The sequence below is a fragment of the Novosphingobium sp. PC22D genome, from assembly GCF_002556635.1.
Taxonomy (GTDB): Bacteria; Pseudomonadota; Alphaproteobacteria; order Sphingomonadales; family Sphingomonadaceae; genus Novosphingobium.
Window position 1 is genome coordinate 94522 of the sequence record NZ_MWMO01000008.1, and the last position, 22754, is coordinate 117275.

At 66.9% G+C, this 22754-nt stretch carries 32 protein-coding genes; 17 read left to right on the top strand and 15 right to left on the bottom strand.

The genetic code is table 11. From position 1 onward, the window contains the following. Window positions 1-112 precede the first annotated feature (112 nt). The 3 genes from B2G71_RS13315 to hemE are packed head-to-tail and all read right to left on the bottom strand — an operon-like array spanning window position 113 to window position 1972. The gene (locus B2G71_RS13315) at window positions 113-457 is read right to left on the bottom strand and encodes a hypothetical protein (RefSeq protein WP_098106602.1); all 345 of its coding nucleotides are present in this window, start codon (window positions 455-457) and stop codon (window positions 113-115) included. 12 nt (window positions 458-469) lie between these two features. After that, window positions 470-913, bottom strand: coding sequence for a CopD family protein (locus tag B2G71_RS13320; RefSeq protein WP_098106603.1), 444 nt, complete (start codon window positions 911-913; stop codon window positions 470-472). Between the two features lie 33 nt (window positions 914-946). Then, the gene (hemE, locus tag B2G71_RS13325) at window positions 947-1972 is read right to left on the bottom strand and encodes a uroporphyrinogen decarboxylase (RefSeq protein WP_098106604.1); all 1026 of its coding nucleotides are present in this window, start codon (window positions 1970-1972) and stop codon (window positions 947-949) included. 364 nt (window positions 1973-2336) lie between these two features. Between hemE and B2G71_RS13330 the strand changes: the two genes are divergently transcribed. From B2G71_RS13330 to B2G71_RS13375, 10 genes are all read left to right on the top strand, one after another. Then, on the top strand, window positions 2337-3182 hold the full coding sequence (locus B2G71_RS13330) for a pyruvate, water dikinase regulatory protein (protein ID WP_098106606.1): 846 nt from the start codon (window positions 2337-2339) through the stop codon (window positions 3180-3182). Continuing rightward, window positions 3179-3763 (top strand): Maf family protein, encoded by a 585-nt coding sequence (locus B2G71_RS13335; RefSeq protein ID WP_098106608.1) that lies wholly within the window; start codon window positions 3179-3181, stop codon window positions 3761-3763. The genes B2G71_RS13330 and B2G71_RS13335 overlap by 4 nt, the downstream gene beginning before the upstream one ends. Beyond that, the gene (locus B2G71_RS13340; RefSeq protein ID WP_098106610.1) at window positions 3760-4608 is read left to right on the top strand and encodes a shikimate dehydrogenase; all 849 of its coding nucleotides are present in this window, start codon (window positions 3760-3762) and stop codon (window positions 4606-4608) included. Before B2G71_RS13335 ends, B2G71_RS13340 begins: the two co-directional genes overlap by 4 nt. After that, a complete protein-coding gene (gene coaE / locus B2G71_RS13345) occupies window positions 4605-5225 on the top strand; it encodes a dephospho-CoA kinase (protein ID WP_098106612.1) in 621 nt (206 codons plus the stop codon). Before B2G71_RS13340 ends, coaE begins: the two co-directional genes overlap by 4 nt. A gap of 32 nt (window positions 5226-5257) precedes the next feature. After that, the gene (dnaQ, locus tag B2G71_RS13350) at window positions 5258-5941 is read left to right on the top strand and encodes a DNA polymerase III subunit epsilon (RefSeq protein ID WP_098106614.1); all 684 of its coding nucleotides are present in this window, start codon (window positions 5258-5260) and stop codon (window positions 5939-5941) included. Between the two features lie 26 nt (window positions 5942-5967). Next, window positions 5968-6540, top strand: a complete 573-nt coding sequence (gene raiA, locus B2G71_RS13355) for a ribosome-associated translation inhibitor RaiA (RefSeq protein ID WP_098106616.1) — start codon at window positions 5968-5970, stop codon at window positions 6538-6540. Window positions 6541-6655: 115 nt separating this feature from the next. Beyond that, window positions 6656-7117 (top strand): PTS sugar transporter subunit IIA, encoded by a 462-nt coding sequence (locus B2G71_RS13360; protein WP_098106618.1) that lies wholly within the window; start codon window positions 6656-6658, stop codon window positions 7115-7117. Next, entirely contained in the window at window positions 7092-7580 is a 489-nt protein-coding gene (locus tag B2G71_RS13365; RefSeq protein ID WP_098106619.1) for a PaaI family thioesterase, read from the top strand. The genes B2G71_RS13360 and B2G71_RS13365 overlap by 26 nt, the downstream gene beginning before the upstream one ends. 1 nt (window position 7581) lies before the next feature. Then, window positions 7582-7911, top strand: coding sequence for a DUF1491 family protein (locus tag B2G71_RS13370; RefSeq protein WP_098106622.1), 330 nt, complete (start codon window positions 7582-7584; stop codon window positions 7909-7911). 247 nt (window positions 7912-8158) lie between these two features. Further along, the gene (locus tag B2G71_RS13375; RefSeq protein ID WP_346426939.1) at window positions 8159-8752 is read left to right on the top strand and encodes a cell wall hydrolase; all 594 of its coding nucleotides are present in this window, start codon (window positions 8159-8161) and stop codon (window positions 8750-8752) included. A gap of 49 nt (window positions 8753-8801) precedes the next feature. Here B2G71_RS13375 and xth read toward each other — a convergent pair whose 3' ends face one another. The 3 genes from xth to B2G71_RS13390 all read right to left on the bottom strand — a co-directional run bounded on the left by xth (window position 8802) and on the right by B2G71_RS13390 (window position 10434). Continuing rightward, window positions 8802-9575 carry an exodeoxyribonuclease III gene (gene xth, locus B2G71_RS13380; protein WP_206049407.1) on the bottom strand — a complete coding sequence of 258 codons (774 nt, stop codon included), beginning with the start codon at window positions 9573-9575 and terminating at the stop codon, window positions 8802-8804. Window positions 9576-9600: 25 nt separating this feature from the next. After that, complete coding sequence (locus B2G71_RS13385; RefSeq protein WP_098106625.1) at window positions 9601-9933, bottom strand: iron-sulfur cluster assembly accessory protein; 333 nt, start codon at window positions 9931-9933, stop codon at window positions 9601-9603. 72 nt (window positions 9934-10005) lie between these two features. After that, window positions 10006-10434: a CBS domain-containing protein gene (locus B2G71_RS13390; RefSeq protein ID WP_098106626.1), complete on the bottom strand. Its 429-nt coding sequence runs from the start codon at window positions 10432-10434 to the stop codon at window positions 10006-10008. Window positions 10435-10571: 137 nt separating this feature from the next. Between B2G71_RS13390 and B2G71_RS13395 the strand changes: the two genes are divergently transcribed. Beyond that, the gene (locus B2G71_RS13395) at window positions 10572-10868 is read left to right on the top strand and encodes a hypothetical protein (protein WP_098106628.1); all 297 of its coding nucleotides are present in this window, start codon (window positions 10572-10574) and stop codon (window positions 10866-10868) included. Window positions 10869-10941: 73 nt separating this feature from the next. On the opposite strand, the gene B2G71_RS13400 is transcribed toward B2G71_RS13395, so the two are convergent. From B2G71_RS13400 to B2G71_RS13420, 5 genes are read right to left on the bottom strand one after another with little or no spacing between them, the layout of a single operon-like run. Next, window positions 10942-11319 (bottom strand): ferredoxin, encoded by a 378-nt coding sequence (locus tag B2G71_RS13400; RefSeq protein ID WP_098106630.1) that lies wholly within the window; start codon window positions 11317-11319, stop codon window positions 10942-10944. After that, entirely contained in the window at window positions 11316-11744 is a 429-nt protein-coding gene (locus B2G71_RS13405) for a thioesterase family protein (RefSeq protein WP_098106633.1), read from the bottom strand. The genes B2G71_RS13400 and B2G71_RS13405 overlap by 4 nt, the downstream gene beginning before the upstream one ends. 39 nt (window positions 11745-11783) lie before the next feature. After that, window positions 11784-12272: a DUF2497 domain-containing protein gene (locus B2G71_RS13410; protein ID WP_098106634.1), complete on the bottom strand. Its 489-nt coding sequence runs from the start codon at window positions 12270-12272 to the stop codon at window positions 11784-11786. Window positions 12273-12298: 26 nt separating this feature from the next. Next, on the bottom strand, window positions 12299-13747 hold the full coding sequence (locus B2G71_RS13415) for a TolC family outer membrane protein (RefSeq protein ID WP_098106636.1): 1449 nt from the start codon (window positions 13745-13747) through the stop codon (window positions 12299-12301). A 2-nt stretch (window positions 13748-13749) separates the two neighbouring features. Beyond that, window positions 13750-14349, bottom strand: a complete 600-nt coding sequence (locus B2G71_RS13420) for a protein-L-isoaspartate O-methyltransferase (protein ID WP_098106787.1) — start codon at window positions 14347-14349, stop codon at window positions 13750-13752. Between the two features lie 209 nt (window positions 14350-14558). On the opposite strand from B2G71_RS13420, the gene B2G71_RS13425 reads away from it, so the two are divergent. The 3 genes from B2G71_RS13425 (at window position 14559) to B2G71_RS13435 (ending at window position 18232) form a co-directional block, all read left to right on the top strand. Beyond that, on the top strand, window positions 14559-16079 hold the full coding sequence (locus tag B2G71_RS13425) for a fumarate hydratase (protein ID WP_098106638.1): 1521 nt from the start codon (window positions 14559-14561) through the stop codon (window positions 16077-16079). Window positions 16080-16206: 127 nt separating this feature from the next. Continuing rightward, window positions 16207-17499, top strand: a complete 1293-nt coding sequence (locus tag B2G71_RS13430; protein ID WP_098106789.1) for a histidine kinase — start codon at window positions 16207-16209, stop codon at window positions 17497-17499. Further along, entirely contained in the window at window positions 17492-18232 is a 741-nt protein-coding gene (locus B2G71_RS13435; RefSeq protein ID WP_098106641.1) for a LytTR family DNA-binding domain-containing protein, read from the top strand. Before B2G71_RS13430 ends, B2G71_RS13435 begins: the two co-directional genes overlap by 8 nt. Before the next feature lie 72 nt (window positions 18233-18304). Here B2G71_RS13435 and B2G71_RS13440 read toward each other — a convergent pair whose 3' ends face one another. Beyond that, window positions 18305-18601, bottom strand: a complete 297-nt coding sequence (locus B2G71_RS13440) for a UrcA family protein (protein ID WP_098106642.1) — start codon at window positions 18599-18601, stop codon at window positions 18305-18307. A gap of 279 nt (window positions 18602-18880) precedes the next feature. Between B2G71_RS13440 and B2G71_RS13445 the strand changes: the two genes are divergently transcribed. The 3 genes from B2G71_RS13445 to B2G71_RS13455 are packed head-to-tail and all read left to right on the top strand — an operon-like array spanning window position 18881 to window position 20916. Further along, the gene (locus B2G71_RS13445) at window positions 18881-19147 is read left to right on the top strand and encodes a hypothetical protein (protein WP_098106644.1); all 267 of its coding nucleotides are present in this window, start codon (window positions 18881-18883) and stop codon (window positions 19145-19147) included. Between the two features lie 37 nt (window positions 19148-19184). After that, window positions 19185-20045: a diacylglycerol kinase family protein gene (locus tag B2G71_RS13450; protein WP_098106646.1), complete on the top strand. Its 861-nt coding sequence runs from the start codon at window positions 19185-19187 to the stop codon at window positions 20043-20045. A 10-nt stretch (window positions 20046-20055) separates the two neighbouring features. After that, on the top strand, window positions 20056-20916 hold the full coding sequence (locus B2G71_RS13455) for a metallophosphoesterase (protein ID WP_098106648.1): 861 nt from the start codon (window positions 20056-20058) through the stop codon (window positions 20914-20916). Window positions 20917-20999: 83 nt separating this feature from the next. Here the strand turns inward: B2G71_RS13455 and B2G71_RS13460 are convergent, their stop codons facing one another. From B2G71_RS13460 to B2G71_RS13470, 3 genes are read right to left on the bottom strand one after another with little or no spacing between them, the layout of a single operon-like run. Further along, on the bottom strand, window positions 21000-21710 hold the full coding sequence (locus tag B2G71_RS13460) for a DUF2807 domain-containing protein (protein WP_098106649.1): 711 nt from the start codon (window positions 21708-21710) through the stop codon (window positions 21000-21002). A gap of 15 nt (window positions 21711-21725) precedes the next feature. Continuing rightward, on the bottom strand, window positions 21726-22295 hold the full coding sequence (locus B2G71_RS13465) for a DUF1700 domain-containing protein (RefSeq protein WP_098106650.1): 570 nt from the start codon (window positions 22293-22295) through the stop codon (window positions 21726-21728). Continuing rightward, a complete protein-coding gene (locus tag B2G71_RS13470) occupies window positions 22285-22647 on the bottom strand; it encodes a PadR family transcriptional regulator (RefSeq protein ID WP_098106652.1) in 363 nt (120 codons plus the stop codon). Before B2G71_RS13470 ends, B2G71_RS13465 begins: the two co-directional genes overlap by 11 nt. Window positions 22648-22754 lie beyond the last annotated feature (107 nt).

Below are 22754 nucleotides of genomic sequence, written 5' to 3' on the forward strand. Positions count from 1 at the left end.
GCCGGAAACGGTCGCGAGATAAGCGCTCCCCGCGAATTGGTCAACGCATCATCTGCGAAACGCTCCGCAGCGGCGACGGGGAGCCGCCCACGTCATGCAGGGCTTGCGCTGCCTAGTGACCGCCGGACTCGCTGCCACCCTGCATCATCCGGCCGACGACCTCGAGCTGCGAGGCCTTGTCCGACATTTCCTTGCCGCACCGCTCGGCATCGGCCTGCGCGACCTCGACCGTGTATTTCGACGAATTGAGGAGCTGCAACAGATAGGTCTGGAAATTGAAATCGACCGTGCGCCCCTCGAGCCGCCCGAGATAATACATGATCGCGCCGATCGATCCCGCATCGGGTTCCTCGTTCTGCGAGGCGGCGACGGCGAACACCGCCATGCAGCGCAGGTCCGCCTCCGCCTGCGGATCGAGCTTGGCGAGAGCGGAGGCGGCAAGCAGCGAAAACAGCATCGACGCGAACTCCTAGAAGGGCTTCACCACCGCGAGCACGACGATCACCGCGATGGCGACGCCCGGCACCTCGTTGAGCATGCGCAATTGCCGGCCTGACAGCTTGCGCTCGCCGCGCGCGAGCTTCTTCGCATAGCTCACCAGCCAGCCGTGATAGCCGCTCAGCGCGATCACCAGCAGCAGCTTGGCATGGAACCAGCCTTGCGCGAAGGCCCCGGTCGACCAGGCGAGCGTCAGGCCCAGGATCCACACGATGATCAGCGAGGGCGTCAGGATGATCTTGCGCAGCTTGGCCTCGCGCTCGACCCACAACCCGTTCTCGGGCGAATCCGTCGCCGCTTCCTGATGATAGATGAAATAGCGCGGGAGCATGAACAGCCCCGCCATCCAGAATATCACGAAGATGATGTGGCCCGCCTTGATCCACGGGTACATCGTCATGAGAGTCTGTTCCATATCGCCTCGTCTAGCGCGTCCCGATCCCGAAAGTCAGCCCCTCGCGCCGCGCACGGTGGACAAGAGCCGCTCGACATGGGCAATCGGCGTCTCCTTGCCGATTCCGTGTCCGAGATTGAAGATATGGGGACGGCCCGCGAAGGCGTCGAGGATGCGCTGCGCCTGCGTGTCGAGCGTCTCGCCGCCCGCCAGCAGCAGCAGCGGATCGAGATTGCCCTGCACCGGCATGGCTTCGGGCAGATTGGCATGGGCCCAAAGCGGATCGATCGTCTCGTCGATGCCGAGCGCGCCGACGCCGGTCTCGCGCGCATAGGCGACGAGCTTCTCGCCCGCGCCCTTTGGGAAACCGATCACCGGCGTTTGCGGATGGCTTTCGGCGAGCGCCGAAACGATCGCCGCGTTGGGCGCGATGACCCAGCGCTCGAACTCGGCAGGCGCGAGGCTTCCCGCCCAGCTATCGAAAAGCTGCACCGCCTCGGCGCCGGCATCGATCTGGCCGCGCAGGTATGCGATCGTGACCGCCGTGATCGCCTCGATGATCGCGGCGAAGCCCTCACGGTCGCGATAGGCCATGGCGCGCGTCTCGTGCTGGTCGCGGCTTCCCTCGCCCGCCGTCATGTAGGTCGCGACGGTCCACGGGCTGCCGGCGAAACCGAGCATGGTCTGCTCGGGCGTGAGCGCGGCGCGAACTCGCCGCACGGTCTCGTAGATCGGCGTGAGCCGCTCGGGCACCGCGGTGAGGCTCGAAAGCGCGGCGTCGATCAGGCGCGGGCTCAGGCGCGGTCCCTCGCCCGCGAGGAAAGCGAGGTCCTGGCCCATGGCATAGGGCACGATGAGGATGTCGGAGAACAGGATCGCCCCGTCGAAGCCGAAGCGGCGCAGCGGCTGCAGGGTGATCTCGGCCGCGGCTTCGCTGTCGTAGACCAGCGCGAGGAACCCCCCCTTCTCGGCGCGCAAGGCGCGGTATTCGGGAAGGTAGCGCCCTGCCTGACGCATGAGCCAGACCGGTCGCCGATCGCTCTGCTTGCCGTGCAGGGTGTCGAGGAGAAGGCCGGGCATCGCGGATCCAATCAATAAAAATAGATATTTATAATAAGGTAGTGGGAGTCTGTTGGCCCTGTGGAAAGCGGGAACAGCGGCGCCATGCCCGAATTGTGCCGGGTTGAACAGACGGTTTGCCGGATGCGACTCCGTGAAGCCGTTGAGTCAATCAAGGCTTATGCGCGCTATCCCCAGGCTGTGCATGACGGCTTGCGCCTGTCCAGAAAGTGCCCGGGCAAATCGGGGCAGTGGGCACCGAATACCCGGGGCGAGTTGTCACCGGGTTCATCCCGTGTTTTATGCTCGCGCTATCCACAGACTTGCCGGGGCATGATCGGTCGGCTTGCCGATCCGCGCCGCGCGACCGCAACGAAGGCACGTCATGGCCCGCTACCACCTGCATCTCCTGTCGGACTCGACGGGAGAGACGCTCGAGATGATCGCGAAGGCAGCGCTCGCGCAGTTCGACGACAGCGACGTGATCCGCCATTTCTGGCCGATGGTACGCTCGCAGCAGCATCTCGAGCGGATCATGGGCGAGATCGCGGGCAATCCGGGGCTCGTCTTCTACACGCTTGTGAACAACGAGACGCGCGGCAAGCTGGAGGAGCGCTGCCAGTCGCTCGGCCTGCCCGCGATCGCGGTGCTCGACGGTGTCACCGATGCGCTGGAGGATCTGCTCGGACAGGAAGCGGCGGGGCGGCCAGGCCGCCAGCACCGGCTCGACGAAGCCTATTTCGCGCGCGTCGACGCGATCCAGTACACCATCAGCCATGACGACGGCGTGGGCTGGGAGGACTGGGAGAATGCCGATATCGTGCTCGCGGGGGTGTCGCGCACTTCAAAGACGCCGACGAGCATCTATCTCGCCAATCGCGGCTACAAGGTCGCCAATATCCCGATCGTCGTGGTCAGCCCGCCGCCCCCTGCTCTGTTCGACTTGCGCCGCCCGCTGGTGGTGGGCCTGACGACGGCGCCCGAGCGGCTCATCCAGGTCCGGCGCAACCGCCTGCTGTCGCTGAGCCAGTCGCCCGACACCGACTATGTCGACAACGACAAGGTTTCCGATGAACTCAAATATGCCCGGCGCATGTTCGCCGACAATTCCTGGCCTGTGATCGACGTCACGCGCCGCTCGATCGAGGAGACCGCCGCCGCCGTGATCAACCTGCTCAACGAACGCAAGGCCGCCGGTGAACTCGGCCAGACGGGATCGAAACCGATATGATCGTGCTCGCGTCGAAGAGCGCGTCGCGCCGCGCGATGCTCGAGGCGGCCGACGTGGCGTTCCGCATCGTTCCGGCCGATCTCGACGAGCGCGCGCTCGAAGCCGGGCTGGCCGATGCGGGGCCCGCCGATGTCGCGGCGGCGCTGGCGCGGGCCAAGGCGCTCGCGGTTTCGCGCGGCGAGCCCGGACCGCTCGTGCTCGGCAGCGACAGTCTCGTCGAATGCGGCGGGCGGCGTTTCGACAAGCCCGCGAACCGCGCGGCGGCGGCCGAGCACTTGCGTTGGTTCTCCGGCCGGACGATGCACCTCCACAGCGCGGCGGCGCTCGCGCGCGGCGGCGAGACCGTCTGGGCCGCGACCAGCCTGGCGAAGCTCCACGTGATCGAGATGAGCGACACTTTCATCGACGCCTATCTCGATGCCGAATGGCCCGAGGTCGGCGGATGCGTCGGCGTCTTCCGTATCGAGGGGCGCGGCGTGCGGCTGTTCCGCGCGATCGAGGGCGACTATTTCACCGTCCTCGGCATGCCGCTGCTCGCCGTGCTCGGCGCCTTGCGCGAACACGGGGAGATCGCCGCATGACCCGGCCCTATGCGGACGTGATCGGCGATCCGATCGCGCAATCGAAATCGCCGCTGATCCACGGCTTCTGGCTCGACCGGCTCGGCATCATCGGCGGCTACGAGCGCTGCCACGTCCTCACGGAGGCTCTCGATAGCTACTTCGCCGATCGCAGGGCCGACCATGCCTGGCGCGGCTGCAACGTGACCATGCCGCACAAGCAGGCGGTCATGCCGCTGCTCGACCGGATTTCCCCCGAGGCGGAGCGGATCGGTGCGGTCAATACCGTGGTCGCGCGCGATTCGGCTCTTGAGGGCCATAACACCGATGGCGTGGGCTTCATCGAACCGCTGCTGCCGCTGATTGCGGACAAGACTCGCCGCTTCGCCTATCTCGTCGGTTCGGGCGGCGCGGCGCGCGCGATTGCCGATGCGCTTACCGAGCACGGATTCACGCTGTCCTCCTTCAGCCGCGACCCGGCGAAGGCCGATCGCGAAATCGGCCGATACATTCCGGACAAGGGTCTGCTGTTCGGCATGGAGGCGCTTCATGGCGGCCCCCTCGCGCGGATTTCCGGCGGGGCCGACCGGATCAACGTGCTCGTCAATGCCAGCCCGCTCGGCATGGCGGGCTTTGCTCCGCTCGATATCGCGGCGGACGATCTGGCTGGAGACCTCGTCGTCTACGACATCGTCACGCATCCGGTCGACACGCCCCTGCTCAGCGCCGCGCGCGCGCAAGGTCTGCGCACGATCGACGGGCTCGCGATGCTGATCGGTCAGGCCGCCGCGGCCTTCGAGAAGTTCTTTGGCCAGCCGCCGCCCCGCGAGCACGATGCCGAATTGCGCGCGATCCTGACGACATGAGCGCGCCATCGCCCTTCATTCTCGGGCTCACCGGCTCGATCGGCATGGGCAAGTCCACCGTCGCCGCGATGTTTCGTGAACTCGGGGTGCCGGTGTTCGATGCCGACGCCGCGGTACACGCCTTGCAGGGACCGGACGGCGCCCTGCTTCCCGCGATCGAAGCCGCCTTTCCCGGCACCACGGGTCCGCAAGGGGTCGATCGCCCGAAGCTCGGCAATGCCGTCTTCGGAAATCGCGAGGCGCTCGCACGGCTCGAGGCAATCGTGCATCCGGCGGTCGCGGAGATGCGCGCCGACTTCATGCGGGAAAACGCGGATCGACCGTTGGTGGTCTTCGACATACCGCTGCTTTACGAGAAGACCGGCGACCGCGGTCTCGATGCCGTCGCCGTGGTCAGCGCGCCGGCCGGCGTGCAGCGCGACCGCGTGCTCGCCCGGCCGGGCATGACCGTGGACAAGTTCGCGCAGATCCTTGCGCTGCAGGTCCCTGATGAGGAGAAGCGCGCCCGCGCCGACTACGTGATCGATACGGGAACCACGATGCCGGCGACGCGCGAGGCGGTACACGCCCTGGTGGAACGGCTGACGGCGCGCGATTCATCCTCTTCGGGGCCTTGAACCGCGAGCCTTTCAGGCAGATATGAGTCAAAATGCGCGAGATAATCTTCGACACCGAAACGACCGGCATTGATCCCAGAAACGGGGATCGCATGGTCGAGATCGGTTGCATCGAAATGATCAATCGCGTCCCGACCGGGCAGACGTTCCATGCCTATTTCAATCCCGAGCGCTCGATGCCCGCCGAAGCCGAGGCGGTGCACGGATTGTCCGAGGCCTTCCTCGCCGACAAGCCGCGCTTCGCCGAACGGATCGACGAACTGCTCGAGTTCATCGGCGACAGTCCGCTGGTTGCGCACAACGCCGGCTTCGACTTCGGATTTCTCGACGCCGAATTCGCGCTTTGCGGCTATCCGCCCGTGTGCCGCACGCGGATGGTCGATACGATCGCGCTCGCCAAGGTGCGCCATCCCGGCGCCAAGCTTTCGCTCGACGCGCTGTGCAGCCGCTACGGCATCGACCGGAGCCACCGCACCAAGCACGGCGCGCTGCTCGATGCCGAGCTGCTCGCGCAAGTCTATGTCGAGCTGCGTGGTGGCCGGCAGATCGGCCTCGAACTCGTCGCCGAGGCCGGGCCGGCCCTCGTCGAAGTCGCGGCGGTCGCGCCGCGCAACCGTCCTTTCCGCGCGCCACGGCCGCATGCGGCGAGCGAGCAGGAGCTGGCGCGCCACGCCGCCTTCGTCGCGACGCTCGATGCGCCGCTGTGGAGCGCCTGAGTTTTAAAGTCAGGAGAAGACCGCTTATGGATATTCGCGTCTCGGGTCACCAGGTCGATACCGGTGAAGCGCTGCAGGTTCACGCGAACGAACGCCTCGCCGCCATCGTCGAGAAGTATTTCAACCAGGCGCTGTCCTCGCACGTGACGTTCGGGCGCGGACCGGCGAATGGCTTTCGATGCGACATCATCATGCACGTCATGCAAAATCTCGTGCTCAAGGCCACCGGCGTCGCGCAGGACGCGCACCACGCGCTCGACCAGGCGGCCGAGAAGATCGACAAGCAGCTTCGCCGCTACAAGCGCCGGCTCAAGGATCGTCACGAGCAGACCGCGCACGCGATGGCGATCGAGGACGCGGCCTACACGATCTTCGAGGAACGGATCGAGGCCGAAGAGAGTGCCGAGGATGAAACCGATGCGCCGGTCGTCATCGCCGAGACACGCGTCGACGTTCCCGAAGCGACCGTTTCGGACGCGGTCATGATGCTTGACTTGCGCAATACGGCCGCGCTTCTTTTCAAAAACGCTGGCACCGGGCGCCATAATATGGTTTACCGCCGCGGCGACGGAACGATCGGCTGGGTCGAACCGTCCTGAAGCGCGAACGGCGCTTCATTTCCAGGTCGGAGGAGAGGACGGATGCCGCGGGATTCCCGGGCATCCGGGGGTATATGCAAATTGGCAACCGGCCGTTGATACTGTCTTGAAACCGATGAACGCTCTTTTCTCACTCGTTCCCGAAGCCGTGTTGGCGACTTCGGAAAACAGCAAGGACGCGATCCTTGACCGCCTCTCGCGGCTGTTTGCCGAGGTTTACGATCTCGACATGCCGACGGTCCGTGCCGCGCTGCTCGAACGTGAGCAGCTCGGCAGCACCGGCTTCGGGCGACGGTTCGCGATTCCCCATGCCCGCATCGGCAAGCTCAACTGGCCGGTCGCGGCGATCATGCGCCTGTCCTCACCGGTCGACTTCGATTCGGCCGACGGCCAGCCGGTCGACATCGTGTTCGGGCTGCTCTCGCCCGAGGGTGCGGGCGCGAGCCATCTGCACGCGCTCGCCGCGATCTCGCGGACCATGCGCGACGAGCGGATGCACGAGGCGCTGGTGGCGGCTCCGGGACCGGAAGCGATCTACAGTCTCCTCAGCAATGTCATCGATCGCGACGCCGCCTGACGGCAGCGGAGCTGCGCCGCATTGGCGGGCGCTCGAAGGTCTCTATGCCTCGGCCCCGGTAAACGCGCTGTTCCGCTCCTCGCTCGAGATTCCCGGCGAAGGCCTCTCCCGCATCCGCTTCGAGGTCGAGCCGCAGTGCTTCCATGCCGCCGGCGCCGCGCACGGGACGATCTATTTCAAGATGCTCGACGACGCGGCCTTCTATGCCGCGAACACGCTCGTGACCGACCGCTTTTTGCTCACGACGTCTTTCAACCTGCACTTCTCCGCGCCGCTACATGCCGGGCCGGTCACCGCCGAGGGCCGCTGGATCAGCGGCAGACGGCGCGTGCTCGTCGCCGAGGCGTTCCTGCTCGATCGGGACGGCGAGGAAGTGGGACGCGGCACCGGCACCTTCATGCGCTCGCGGATCGCTCTGTCGAGCCTGGCGGGCTATGCCCAGCCCACGACCGGCGACGCCTGACATGGAGGATGCCCGCCTTCCCGCGCACCTGGAGGTTTCGGGCCTCATCCGCCGCGTCCAGGCGGAAGGCGGTTTCGCGACGGTCCTCAGCAAGGGCGAGCATGACGCCGGGACGATCATGATCGTCGTCACCGACAGCGGCCGCAACGGCCGCGCCTACGAACGCATGCCGCAACTCGACGGCAGCCGGACATGGACCGTCTCGAAGCGCGAGGACCCGGAAAATCCCGCCGAGTTCGCGGAATATCTGGCTCGGCGGGGCAATCAGGACCCCGACTTATGGGTCGTCGAGCTGGATATCGCAGATGGAGAACGGTTCATCGCACCCTAAGCTATGATCAGTTGACTGTCACGCAACTGGCTGTAGAGGCGCCCTCGCTCACGCGAAAGCGGCCGGGGCAGCATATCGGCTGACCGGCTAGCACGCAGACGGGGAGCCGTCGGCAGGCACGTTCGAACAATCAACGCCTCTGGGAGGCAGTTCGTTCCCGCCTGTGACGGACGGACTCACCGCACTTGATCATTTGGAAATGCGAATAAAGCTCAGACTTGCCAGCGCAAGCGCGCTGGCTGCTACTTTGTGCACCGCACTGATCAGCGCCACGGGTTCGGGCGCGGCCGCCGAGGAGAGGACTCCCGTCGCGGTCGAACAGGAACCCAGCACGCGGTTCGTTTCCGAGCCGGTCGTGCAGGCCGTTCCCGAATCGGCCGGGACCGCCGAGAGCGAAACCTCCGCGCCCACGACCGCGCCGATGACGGCCGAATCGCTGCGCGAACTGGTTGCCGCGCAATCGGTCCCCCAGGAACTCGACCGGCAGATGAATTGCCTCGCGGGTGCGATCTATTTCGAATCGCGCGGCGAATCGCTCGGCGGCCAGCTCGCCGTCGGCCGGGTGATCGTGAACCGTGCCGCCTCGCACCGTTTCCCGGACACCTACTGCGGCGTCGTCTTCCAGCGCTCGCAGTTCTCGTTCGTGCGCGGCAACGCGATGCCCGCCATCCGCAAGAACTCGGCCGCGTGGCGCAGCGCCGTCGCCGTCGCCAAGATCGCGGACCAGGCCGCCTGGGACAGCCCGGCCAAGGGCGCGCTGTTCTTCCACGCCGCACGCGTGTCTCCCGGCTGGCGCCTCACCCGCCTCGCCCGCGTGGACAACCACATCTTCTATCGCTGAGGTCTTGCCGGGTGCTGCTTGGCGGCACCCGGCCCGTGCCCACGCGGGGCTAGGCCGCGAGTCTCACCCACACAGGCGCGTGATCGCTGGCCTTCTCGCGGCCGCGGTGGGCCTTGTCGACGCCGCAATCCACGAGGCGGTCGGCCAGTTCGGGCGAGAGCAGCGCATGGTCGATACGAAAGCCGTGGTCGCGCTGCCAGGCGCCCGCCTGGTAGTCCCAGTAGGTCCACACGCCGCCGCGCGGGTTGTGCGTGCGCAAGGCGTCGGTCCAGCCGTCGCCGAGCAGGCGGGCATAGGCGTCGCGCGACTCGGGCTGCATCAGGGCATCGGCGGCCATCGCCGGCGGTGACCAGACGTCGCTATCGGTCGGGATGACGTTGTAGTCGCCAGTGACGATCGCGGGGACTTCCTCCCTCGCGATGGCCTCCATGCGCTCGCGCAGCCGCCGCATCCAGCGCAGCTTGTAATCGAACTTGGGCCCCGGCTGGGGATTGCCGTTGGGCAGGTAGATGCACGCGACGCGAATGCCGAAGACATCGGCCTCGATATAGCGCGAATGATCATCCTCGGGCTCGCCCTCGAGCCCGCGCCGCACCTCGACCGGGGTCTCGCCGTCAGCGAGAATGGCGACGCCGTTGAAGCTCTTCTGTCCGTGCCAGATCGCCTTGTAGCCGATCTTCTCGAAGGCATCGGCAGGAAAGCCCTCGTCCTGGCTCTTGATCTCCTGCAGACAGGCGACCTGGGGCCGCGTCTCCTCGAGCCACTCGAGCAAGCGCGGCAGCCGCGCCTTGACGCCGTTGATGTTGAATGAGGCGACCTTGATCGCGATACCGGTCACGTCGCCGCGCTCAGACGGCGAAACTGGTGCCGCAGCCGCAGCCCGAGGCGGCCTGCGGGTTCTCCACACGGAATGCCGATCCGCCGAGCGATTCAACGAAATCGACCACGCTGCCCGAGACGAGATCGAGGCTCACCGCATCGACCACGAGCCGCACCGCGTCGGTCTGCGTCACGTTGTCGTCGTCGTCGACCGTCTCGGCGAGGCCGAACTTGTACTGAAAGCCCGAGCAGCCGCCGCCCTCGACCGAAAGCCGCAGGATCGCTGGCTTGCCCTGCTTTTCGGCGATCGCGGCCACTCGCTTGGCGGCGGCGGGGCTGAGGGTTACGGTTTGCTGGTCCATAGCCGAAATGTAGGCGCCACGGGGCCTTGCGGCAAGCGCCCTGCACGTTGGAATTCGCGTGCCGCCCGCTCGTCAGGCGGTCTGGATGTAGCTGCGCATCGCCTCGGCTTCGCTCTCGATGGCATCGATCCGGTGCTTCACCAGGTCCCCGATCGAAACGAGCGCGATCATCGTCCCGTTTTCCATCACCGGCAGGTGCCGGAAGCGGCGGCGGGTCATCAGCGACAGCGCGGCGAGCACCGAGGTGCCGGGCTCCACCGTCACCGCGGGCGCGGTCATCACTTCGGCCACGGCCTTGTCGAGCACGCCCGGCCCATGTTCATGCAGCCGGTAGATCACGTCGCGTTCGGAGAAGATGCCGGCAAGCTTGTCACCGTCGAGCACGGGCAGCGCGCCGATGCGGCGTTCGGACAGCGTCGCCACCGCCTCGCTCACTTTCGTCGAGACCTGGCAGGTGAGGACGGGGTAGTCGCGGCCCTCGATAATACGACCTACAGTCATTCCATCGCTCCCATGTTTGTCGTGTTTCGCGAATGTAACACGAGCCGGCGGGCGCGCCAATCAGACCCGGGGCGCGAACGGGCCGTCCGTCCGGGGGGCTTGCGATAGGTCCGCACAATCGCCAATGACGGAACACGATGGTTCCACGCTCCCCTCTCGACGATCCGAACAACGCCGCCTTCGCCTGGGCGCGCTATCGCCGGATCATGCGCTGGATGATGCTTGCCACGCTGACGCTGGTGGGCGGCTCGATCTGGCTGCTCTATCGCAGCAACGGGCCCGTCTCGATCCATCTCTACATCGCCACCGCGCTCGGCCTCGGCTTCACCATGCTGCTCGCCTCCGCGCTGATGGGGCTGGTGTTCCTGTCGAGCGGAACCGGCCACGACGAATCGATCATCGATCCGCTGGAGGATGATCACGGCTGGAACTAGCGGTGGCGCGGTTCGGGCGGCGGTCCGACTCGTCAGCGGTTCCGGCCCGGGCCCGTTCTCGAAGCCTGCCTGCTCAGTCCTGCGCGGGTCGCAGTCGAAATTCCTCGACGGGCTGGCCGCCGATCAGGTGTTCCTGGATGATGCGCTCGAGCACCTCGGGCGTGCACGAGTGGTACCAGACGCCATCGGGCCAGACGACCGCGGTCGGCCCGGCAAGGCAGATCCGCAGGCAATCGGCCTTGGTCCGCGCGACGCCGCCGCCGCGTCCGTCGAGGCCGAGTTCCTTCAGCCGCTTCTTCAGGTATTTCCACGAGGCGGCGCCGACTTCGGGCTTGCAGCACTTGGCCTTCTGCGGTTCGGCGCAAAGGAAGATGTGGCGGCTGATGCCGCTGCCGCCCGCCTTGGCCAGCGCCTCGCTCGCCAGGGCGATTTCGCGTCGCGAGTTGCTCATGGCTCCAGCTTCCACGTATCGCAGCTCGTGGTCAATTCGGGCGAGAGCGGCGCGGGCCGGCCGCCCACGATATTGACCAGCGTGGCGCGCGCGAAGGCCATCGGCTTGCCGTTCTGGGTAACGAGCTGCGCCAGGGTCCGGCTGGTGCGCCCCACCGCCGCGACGCCGATGTGCATGTCGAGCTCGTCGAGCCCGGCTTCTCCCAGATATTCGATGTGCAGGCTGGCGACCATCGAGGTGCGCGTGCCGTCGCGCAGCGTCGTCTCGGTCGCGTGATGGAACTTGACCCGGCCGTGCTCGATGATCTGCGCCATCGCCGCGTTGTTGATGTGCAGATTGACGTCGAGGTCGCCGAACCGCGGCTCGATCGTGGTGTGATAGGGATAGCGCGCGGGATCGAGCAGCGCGGGATCGGGTCTGGCCATGCGCCTGGACGTAGGGTGCGCCGGCGCGGAGGTCCAGCCTCAGTCCTTCTTGCCCACGATCCTTGCGATCTCCGCGGCGACGAGCTGCTCGACCATCGGCGGCAGGTTCTTGTCGAGCCATTCGGCGAGCGCGGGGCGCAGCAGTTCGCGCACGAGGCCTTCGAGCGAGGTCTCGCCCGAACGGACGATCTGCGGCGGCGCGCCCGGCTTGGCGAGCATTGCCAGCGCGGCGAGCGATTCGCGCATGTTGGCCTGGGCCTCCGACGTGAGCAGCGGACCGGTCTCGCCGTCCTGGTCCTCGTCTTCGTCGAATTGATCCTCGAAGTCGCTGTATTCGGCCATCGCGCCGAGATCGAGCACGTCCTCTTCGGGGAAGGTCTCCGTCTCTTCGGCGGTCTTGGGATCGCTTACGCCTTCGGTCTCGCGGCGGTGCCGTTCCTGCGCCGCGCTGTCGCGGTTGTCGCGGGCGATGACCTTCTTGATCGAGTCGAGAATCTCCTCGACGGTCGGTTCTCCGGCCTGACGCATTCGCTTACCCCCTTGCGCGCGCTCGTTCACTGTTCCGGTATGTTCCCGTCCTGAACCGGCGTGTCAACGGTCCGAGTGGACCGGGCGACCGTGGCGCGATCATCGTCCCAGTCGAACCATTTCCCGCGTACGCGCCGATAGTTAACATCGGGATCATAAAGGCGCTCGAGCGAAAGGTCGAGGTCGCGCGCCTCGGCGCGACCCATCGCCGCCAGCAAGGTGAACCCGGCGACATAGGCGTTGCGCCGCGCCTGGACGAGGCGGACATTGGCGTCGAGCAATTCCTGTTCGGCATTGAGAATGTCGAGGATCGTGCGGTTGCCCACCGAGTTTTCGGCCCGCACGCCCTCCAGGCTGAGGTCGGCGGCGTCGACCGCGACCTGCTGCGAGCGGATCAGTTCGTTCGCCGCCATCCAGGAGGTATAGGCGGAACGGGTCTGCGCGATCACGTCGCGTTCGGTGGCGATCTCGGTCTCCAGCGCGGCGGAGGCCTGCGCCTGCGCCTGGCGGCGCTGCGCGGCCGGCAGGCCGCCCTGGAAGATCGGGATCGTGACCCTGGCGCCGGCCTGCGCGGTCTTTTCGGTCTGGTTGAACTGCGCCGAGGTCGGCCCGCCGAGCGTGTCGAAATAGTTGTTGTAGCCGCCCGAGGAATAGAGGCTCACCGTCGGCAGCCGGCCTGATCCGGCGACGTCGATGTCGTTCTCGGCGGCATCGACGCGCGCTTTGGCGGCGAGGATATCCGGGTTGTTCTCCAGCGCGATGGCGACCGCTTCCTGCGGCGTCTCGGGCAGGCCCGGCAGCGGCGGCGGCGGTTCGAGCGCCTCGGGCGCCTTGCCGACGAGTTGGATGTAGGTCTCGCGCGCGGCGGCGAGGTTGGCTTCGGCGGTCTGCAGGTCGCTCTGCGCGATCGCGCGCCGCGACTGCGACTGGGCGACGTCGGTGCGGGTGAGGTCGCCGATCTCGAAGCGGTCGCTGGTCGCTTGCAGGTTGACCTCGAGCACCTCGACGTTCTTGCGGTTGAGCCCGACGATCGCCGCGTTCTGGATCACGTCCATGTAGGCGGCGACGACTTGCGAGAAGATCGCGCTTTCCGTCCCGCGCACGTCGGCCTGCCCCGCCTCCACGCGGTTCTTGGCCGCCTTGACCTGGTTCTTGACCGCGCCGCCCGAATAGATCGGCACGCCGAGATCGACGCCGACCTGCAGCGCGCGTTCGGGCGCGGTGAAGCTGTTGGGGCTGCGCCTGACGAACTCGGAGTAGGTCGCATCGGCGCTGGCGTTGGGCAGGCCGCGCGCCCTGGCGATCGGCACGCCTTCGTCGGTCGCGCGTTGCTGCGCGCGCGCGCTTTCCAGCGTCGGATTGGTTTCGTAGGCGAGCACGAGCGCTTCGCGGAGCGTATCGGCGTGGGCCGATCCGGCGAAGGCGACGAGACCCGCCCCGGCCAGAAGGCCGGCGCGAAGCTGCCCCCAGGGCATGGTCAGAAGCTCCAGCGCCTTGGCGCGGCGAGTTCGGGAAGGACGGGAATGCCGATGTCGGCGAGCGGAAGCAGCGACACCATGCCCGCGGCCCTGCGGCCGACGGCGAGGCGGGTGATGCCGTTGACGACCTCGCCCGTCACGATCCGGCCGTGATCGGCGAGCCGCTCGGCGAGCGCATCGGGCAGGACCTCGATGGCGCCGTCGATCACGATCAGGGTGTAGCCGCCTTCGCCGGGGTGCGCGGCCTCGGCGGGAGGCACGGCGTCGAGCGAGCCCACGAGCGGGCGCAGCAGGGTGGCGAGGTAGCCTTCGCCGTCGCCAACGAGCAGCGCCTTGTCGCTCGCCTTCGGGTCCGCTTCGGCCAGCATCCGGCCGTGAACGAGCGGCGCGGCGAGCCAGCGTCCGTCGCCGAGCGGAATGGCGCGATCGATGTAGGCCGCGCCGCGCATGGCCTCAGGCACGAAGTCCTCGCGCGGCACCGCGGCCATCGCCGCCAGCACCCAGGGTTCGTTGACGCCGCTGGTCCGCAGCTGGCTGTCGATCATGGCGCGACGCGCCGCTTCCGATGAAACGGACGGCCGTGCTTCGGTCAAGGTCATCTTGCGCAGTTCCCTCATGCGCCCGCTTCGCGATAACGAGCCGATCTTTTCGATAGTCCGGCCTTCTATGACATGCGACCGGCGACGCCAAGCGCTTTGACGGAACGGCCCGGGTGTGCCTAGAGACGGATCGACGGACGACGGACCCGCTTCGACCGGGGCCGATCCGCGATCTCATGGACTGCGAAGGCGCGAGGAGCGAAGCAAAAATGGCTGAAATGGTGACGATCCGCGAGCAGGATCTGGTCGAAAGCATCGCCGATGCGCTCCAGTACATCAGCTATTTCCATCCGATAGACTACATCCGCGCGCTGGCCAAGGCCTGGGAGCGCGAGGCAAATCCGGCGGCCAAGGACGCCATGGCGCAAGTGCTCGCCAACTCGAAGATGTGCGCGCAGGGCCATCGGCCGATCTGTCAGGACACCGGCATCGTCAACGTCTTCCTCAAGTGGGGCCAGAACTGCCGCCTCGAATCGGACAAGTCGCTGCAGGAGGTCGTCGACGAGGGCGTGCGCCGCGCCTATCTCCACCCCGAGAACAAGCTGCGCGCCTCGATCGTCGCCGACCCCGCCTTTACCCGCCGCAACACCAAGGACAATACGCCTTGCGTGCTCTCGGTCGAGATGGTGCCGGGCGACACGGTATCGGTCGACGTCGCGGCCAAGGGCGGCGGCAGCGAGAACAAGTCCAAGTTCAAGATGATGAATCCCAGCGATTCGATCGTCGACTGGGTGCTCGAGATGATCCCGCAGATGGGCGCGGGCTGGTGCCCGCCCGGACAGATCGGCATCGGCATCGGCGGCACCGCGGAGAAGGCCGTGGCGCTGGCCAAGCAGTCGCTGATGGACGAGATCGACATGCACGAACTCAAGGAACGCGGGCCCAGGACCGACATCGAGAAGCTGCGCGTCGAACTCTACGACAAGGTCAACGCGCTCGGCATCGGCGCGCAGGGGCTGGGCGGGCTGACCACGGTGCTCGACGTCAAGATCCACGAATGGCCCTGCCATGCCGCGGGCAAGCCGGTGGCGATGATCCCGAACTGCTCGGCGACGCGCCACGCGCACTTCACGCTCGACGGATCGGGGCCGAGCTTCCTCGAGGTGCCCAAGCTCGACGAATGGCCCGATGTCACCTGGTCTCCCGACAAGGAAGCCAAGCGCGTCGATCTCGATACGCTGACGCATGAGCAGGTGATGAGCTGGAAGCACGGCGACCGCCTGTTGCTCAACGGCAAGATGCTCACCGGTCGCGACGCGGCGCACAAGCGCATCCAGGACATGCTGGAAAAGGGCGAGGAACTGCCCGTCGATTTCAAGGGGCGCGCGATCTACTACGTCGGCCCGGTCGATCCGGTCGTCGGCGAAGTGGTCGGACCCGCCGGGCCGACCACCGCGACGCGGATGGACAAGTTCACCGACATGATGCTCGACCTCGGGCTGCTGGCGATGATCGGCAAAGCCGAGCGCGGGCAGGGCGCGACCGACGTCATCGCCAAGCACAAGGTCGCCTATCTCATGGCCGTGGGCGGCGCCGCCTATCTCGTCGCGCGCGCCATTCGCGAGGCCCGGGTGCTCGCCTTCGAGGATCTCGGGATGGAGGCGATCTACGAGTTCACCGTGCAGGACATGCCGGTGACCGTCGCGGTCGATTGCGAGGGCAACAACGTCCATCGTCTCGCGCCGCTGCACTGGAAGGACAAGATCGCCAGGGAAAGCCTTCTGGCCTGACGGAGGGGGCATGTCGCCTGCCGGAAGCAGTGGCCCGGGCCGGCGCGGCGGGGCAATCGACCAATCGCCGATTCGCCCCGACCAGCGCGCTGGCGGCGGCGCGCGCGCGAGCCTATTCCGGCAGGTCATGAACCAAACCAACGAACGGCCGCAGGTGCCCACCCGGCTGGTACTGGCGTCGCTGATCGCGCTTTGGGCCTGTTACTTCATCGTTGCTACGCTGCGCTGGTACTATTTCGGCTACGGCCTCGACTGGCCGGTGGTCTCGCGGCGGCTGACGATCTGCATCATCTCGATGCTGCTCATGGCCGCACTCTGGCCGCTGTTGCAACTCCTCGACAACCGCTCGACCGCCACGCGCATCATCGTCGTGGTCATCGGTGCGCTGCCGGTCAGCCTCGCGCTGGGGGCGATCAACGAGGCGGTCTTTTCGGACATCAGCGAGAAGCTGGCGGCCGAAAGCACGCAGAGCGAGGGCAACGTGCGTATCCGGCGCGACGGCGAGGGCAACCTGCTGGTCGACCTGCCGCCCGCGCCCCCGCCGCCGCCCGAGGCGCCGCCGCCGCCCGAGGCGCCGCCTCCCGGCGACACGGTTTCGGTCGCGCCTCGGGCGCCCGGCGAAAGGGCCGGGGCGCCGCAGATCACGATCAAGCCCTCGAGATCGGAATACGACGAGGACGGCAAGCGCTGGGCGATGATCGCCGACACCGCCTTCGGCCGCTACTTCCTCGTGCTGGCCTGGGCGGCGCTCTATTTCGCGCTGGTCAAGGCCGAGGAGGCGCGCGCCGCCGAGCGCCGCGAGAGCGAGTTCCGCCGCGCCGCCGAGGCCGCCGAACTGCGCTCGCTGCGCTATCAGGTCAATCCGCACTTCCTGTTCAACACGCTCAACTCACTCTCGGCGCTGGTGATGACCGGGCGGCAGGACGATGCCGAGCAGATGATCCAGACGCTCTCGACGTTCTATCGCCATACGCTGTCGGGCGATCCCACCAACGACCTGCCGCTCGGGGACGAGATCGAGCTTCAGGAACTCTACCTGCAGATCGAGGCGGTGCGCTTTCCCGACCGGCTGCTGACGCGAATCGATATTGACGAAGCCGCAGCCGATGCAATGGTGCCCGGCATGATCCTGCAGCCCATCGTCGAAAATTCGGTCAAGTACGCCGTCGCGACCACCCGCGAGCCGGTGACGATCTCGATCGCCGCGATCTGCGAGGACGATGTGCTGGCGATCACCGTGGCCGACGATGGTCCGGGCCGTCCGAACAGCCAGGCCAAGGGCTGCGGCATCGGCTTGCAGAACGTGCGCGACCGCCTCGCGACCCGCTTCGGCGACGCGGCCTCGCTCACCTTTGGGCGGCGCGCGGGCGGCGGCTTCGCGACCACGCTGCGCGTTCCCCTGGTGCGCGGGCATGACTGAGCCGCTGCGCGCCCTGATCGTCGACGACGAACCGCTCGCGGTCGAGCGCCTGCAGGTGATCTGCGCGCGGCTCGACAACGTCTCGGTGATTGGCACCGCGAGCGACGGGCAGGCGGCGCTGCGGCTGATCGAGGCGCTCGGGCCCGACATCGTCCTGCTCGACATGACCATGCCCGAGACCGACGGGCTCGGGGTGGCGAGACAGCTCGGGACCACCGACAATCCTCCGGCGATCATCTTCGTCACCGCGCACGACGAATTCGCGGTCGAGGCCTTCGATCTCGATGCGGTGGATTATGTTCTCAAGCCGGTCTCGCCCGACCGCCTCGAACGCGCGATCGCGCGCGTGATCCTGCGGCGCGGCGCAAGCGAGGGCGAGGAAAGTGCGGCGCCGGAAAGCCGGTGGCTCGAGGAATTCTGGGTGCCGCACCGCTCGGAACTGGTGCGCATCGCGGCCGCGCAAGTGCAGCGGATCGACGCCGAGCGCGACTATGTCCGGCTTCACGTCGGCGGCCAGAGCTATCTGCTGTTGCAGACGATCACGAGCCTCGAAGAAAAGCTCGATCCCGACCAGTTCATCCGCATCCACCGCTCGACGATCCTGCGGCGCGATTACGTCAAGGGCCTGCGCCACGAAGGGCTGGGCGTGTGGTCGGCGGAGACCGAGGACGGCGAGGCCCTGCGCATCGGCCGGACCTATCTGCCCAACGTAAAAAAAATGGCGGGCCGCTAGACCCGCCAGTTTTTCTGGCACTTCTTCTTATGGGACCTCGGTCGTGGGGCGGGCGAGACCCCGCCGGCGGCGTCAGCCGCCAAGGCGGGCGTCCTCGACCAGCATCGCCATCGTCGTTTGGGCGCCGGCCTTGGCCTTGTTGTAGCAAGCCATGGTCTGCGGCGAATTCATGCGGGTGCTGGTGATCGAGACGTCGTAGCCGCAGGCCTTCTTGGCGGCGCGGTCGATACGGCGCTCGAGCGTCTTCTGGCCCTCGACGCTCGCCAGGTTCAGGTCGGCGTAGGAAACGGCGATGTCCTTGGCGAAGGCGGGCGCGGCCGAAAGGGTGACGGCGGCGGCGGCAAGGGCGGTCAGGGTCTGCTTCATCATGGTAACTTTCCTCCTCTGAATGAGCCGGTCCGGTGGGGGGTACCGACCGTCTCGATGATTGTGTTCTGACCGATCGCGGCGGGCGATTCACGCGGCCCTCGACCAAGTCCGTCGCGGCTCGACAAGAGGCGGCGCGGGGCGACGAACGACTTGTCGGGACGACGAACGACTTGGTGAAAGTTGCGTGACGGCGGACGGCGAATCGCGCATCGTTGCTTCGGGGATTGATCGCGCGAAGCCGCTGGCCTTGGCGGGCCCGGCTCAATACAACGAGCGGCAATGGCCATCGCCCTGCTGTTCTGTCTTGGAGTTCTCCATTTCGCCGCGCACAAGGCGGTGCTCGAAAGCGGGCATCGCCTGCTCGGCGACATGGACTGGTATCTCGGCCTGCTCGGCGGGCGCATCAGCCTGCTCGTCGAGTACGTCATGCTCGCGGGCGCGATGCTGATGACCGATGCCGGCTCGGTCGGCTGGGCCTGGGGCTATGCCGCCTATTCGGCGCTCAGCGGTCTTTCCGCCTGGCTTATCCTGACCCGGCGGGTGTAATGGGAACCATGCCCGCCACTTGCTCATTTCGAGCGGCATGACGGAAATCTCGGACACGATCTGGCTCGTCTACAACGAGGCCAGCGGCAGCAACGACGAACGCTCGCTCGCCGAACTGGAAGAGGCGATCGCGGCCGCGGGCTGCGAGATCGTGGGCCGCACCTGTTTTCCCGACGATCCGGCGCCCGGGCCGTCCGATCTCGATGCCGCCGGCGCGGGTGTGCTCGCGATCTTCGGCGGCGACGGAACCATCAGTTCGGTCATCCGGGGCGTCTACGGCTGGGGCGGCGCGGTGCTGCCGCTGCCGGGCGGGACGATGAACCTGCTCTCGCGACGGATGCATGGCGACGATGCCATGCCAAGCGAGATCCTCGCGCGCATCGGCCGCGGCAAGGCGCGCAAGACGCGCCCCTCGCTGATCCGCTCGCGCCATGGCGACGGGCTGACCGGCGTGCTGGCGGGGCCGGGCACCGAGTGGAACGAAGTGCGCGAGGCGATGCGCGAGGCCAACCTGCTCGAAATGCTGACCTCGACCACCGAGGCCATCGCCTGGTCGGCGAACGGGCCCAAGGTGGCCTGTCGCGACGTCGATTGCGGCCGGCCCGAGGGCTATGCGGCGATCACCATCAATCCCGAGGACGAGGGGCTTCACGTCAAGGGCTATTTCGCCGAGACCATCGGCGACTACGCGCGCCACGGCGTCGCGTTGCTGCAACACGACTTCCGTAACGGTCCCCATGACGATCTGGGCCGTCACGAGACGATCCGGCTGGTGTGTCCCGCGGGCGAGCCCATGGGACTGCTGATCGATGGCGAACCCTTCGACGGCGCGGCCGAGGAGGTGTTTCGGCTGGTCCCCAGCGAAATCGACATAGTGACGACGAGCGATGCACGGTAGGGTACAGGATATGCGGCAAGAGCCGGTGAAGCTATTTCACCTCAGCGACATCCATTTCGGCCTCGAGGACCCCAGGGCGCTCGAATGGGTCGAGGACTGCATCGCGTCGGAGCGACCCGACGCGGTGGTCATCACCGGCGACCTGACGATGCGCGCGCGCCATCGCGAGTTCAGGGCGGCCTGCGAATGGATCAGCGCGCTCGACGTGCCGGTCACGGTCGAGATCGGCAATCACGACATGCCCTATTTCAATCCCATCGAGCGCTTCTTCGATCCTTACAAGCGGTTTCGCGGCATCCGCTCGGTGGTCGAGGCCGAGCTGGACCTGGGCGATATCGCGATCGTCCCGCTCAAGACGACCGCGCGCGCGCAGTGGCGGACCAACTGGTCGAAAGGCTGGATCACGCGGCCCGCGCTCGCGAAGACGCTCGCCCACATCGACGCCTTGCCCGAGGGCACGCGCGTGCTGGTCTCGGCGCACCATCCGCTGGTCGAGGTCAATCACCACGGCAACGTGCTCACCAAGCGCGGCGGCCACGCGCTCGAGGAGCTGGCGAGGCGCAAGGTCCTCGGCGTGATGACCGGCCACGTCCACGATCCGTTCGATCTCGTCGAGCAGACGCCGAGCGGACCGGTGCGGATGATCGGCGCGGGCACCTTGTCGAAGCGCATCCGCTCGACGCCGCCGAGCTTCAACCAGATCCTGGTGACCGATCAGGCGGTGCTGGTCGAGGCGCGCAATCTCGAGCATGTCGCGACCCCCGACATGCAGATCGACGACGTGCCCGAGGACGCGATGCCGCCGCGCAAGCCCGGCGAGCCGGTCTCGCCGGTGGGCGCGGTGCCGCCGGTCGATCCGCCGGTCTACTGAGCGCGAACGAAAAAACCGCGCCGAAGGCCGGCGCGGTTTCTCCCTCATGATCTCGCCCCGCGGGGGGACGGAGCGAGCCTCCTCTAGTTGTAGTCGTGGTCGATCGATCCGACGCCGTTGATCGAGCTGCGCAGCTTCGCGGGCTTCTTGTGCAGCGTGACGTTGCCGACGCCGTTGACTTCGACGTCGACGAACCCGGTGGCGGCGATGCTGACCGATCCCGCGCCGTCGACGCGCACGGTGGCGTCCTCGACTTCGAGCTTGTCGAGATCGAGATCGCTCGCGCCCTCGGCCTTGACCCAGACCTGGCGGACCTTGCCGTCGGCATCGAGATCGATCGCGCCTTCCGATTTCAGCCGGAACTGGTCCTGTTGCATGCCCGACAGCGTGACGTCACCGGGCGCTTCCATGTCGAGCGCGGCGATCTGCGGCGCGACGATGGTGACGTCGAGCCCGTGGCGCAGCCGGCCGTCGCCCTTGAGCGAGAGGCGGCCGTTCTCGAAGACCAGCCGGTCGACGGCCTCGGCGGGACCCGAGACGACCATCTTCGATTCGGGGCCGCGGCTGAAGTGCAGTTCGACCGGAACTTCCATGGTCAGCGTCTGGCCGCCGTCGACCGTGAAGTCGCGCGACTTCTTCGGGCCCTTGTATTCCTCGCCCAGCGTCCAGGCGAACTCGGTCTCGCCGCGCAGCGCGCTGCGCAGGTCGTTACCGCCCGTGACGTAGGCGAGAGCGAAGGCGACGACGCACAGAGCCACGCCGCTGGCGAAGACGATGAGTAGCTTTCTAATCATGACATGCCTCCCTTTTCAGGCGTCGTCGGACTTGATGGCGGGCTCGATCACCCGATAGTGCAGGCGGCCGAACCAGAGCAGCGCGTTGATCACCCAGATCGACACGATCGTGAGCAGCGCGCCCGCCGCGATCGATCCGCCCATGAGGCCCAGGCCGGCGAAGATCGCCGCGAGCGCGCCTCCGGGAAAGCCCTGGAACGGGCCGACGATGAGCACGAAGCCGCCGCTCACGAAAATGGCGAAAATCGCGACGTAGAAGGCGAAGATCACCCCGATCACGCTGAGCACGATGGGCAGCAGGATCAGGATGTCGATCGTTGCCAGGCCCATGAAGCCGATGATCGCGGCAAAGGCCGAGGACGGCGAGCGGTCGGTCTGCCAGTTGCGCAGGCCCGCCTCGAAGCGAAGCTCGCGGGCGAGGCGGCTCGGATCGCCGAGCGCTTGTGCTACCTCCTGCTCCGAACGGCCTTCGGCCGCGCCGGAATCGAAGTGCGCTTCGTAGTCGGCGACGATCTCGGCAACGTCCTGGGACGTCATGCCTTTGAGCCCCGCCTTGAGGCGCCGGATGAACTCGTTACGCGTCATGGGCTTCCTCCGATTCTCCTGGAGCGGCCGCCTGCGGGCCGATCAGCCCGTCGACGGCGCGGGTGAACGCCCGCCATTCGGCGACTTGCGCCGCGAGCCTGGCGTGGCCGGTCTCGGTGATCTTGTAATACTTGCGCGGCGGGCCCGAGGGCGATTCCTCGAGATAGGTCGCGACGAGGCCCTCGGACTGCATCCGCCGCATCAGCGGGTAGATCGTCCCTTCGCCCATATCGACCGCGTCGGCGAGCTTGCTCGCGATCTCGTAGGCATAGCTGTCGCCACGCGAGAGAAGCGCGAGCACGCAGAGGCCGAGAACGCCTTTCTTCAACTGGGTCTCGATGACTTCGGACACGAATCACCTCCTGTGGATGAGAGGTGTCTATCGCAAGGTAGGGTGTAACGCAAGGTACCATGTGAAAAAAGATTCAGTGCCAATGCAAGGTATCTTGCAATTACGAG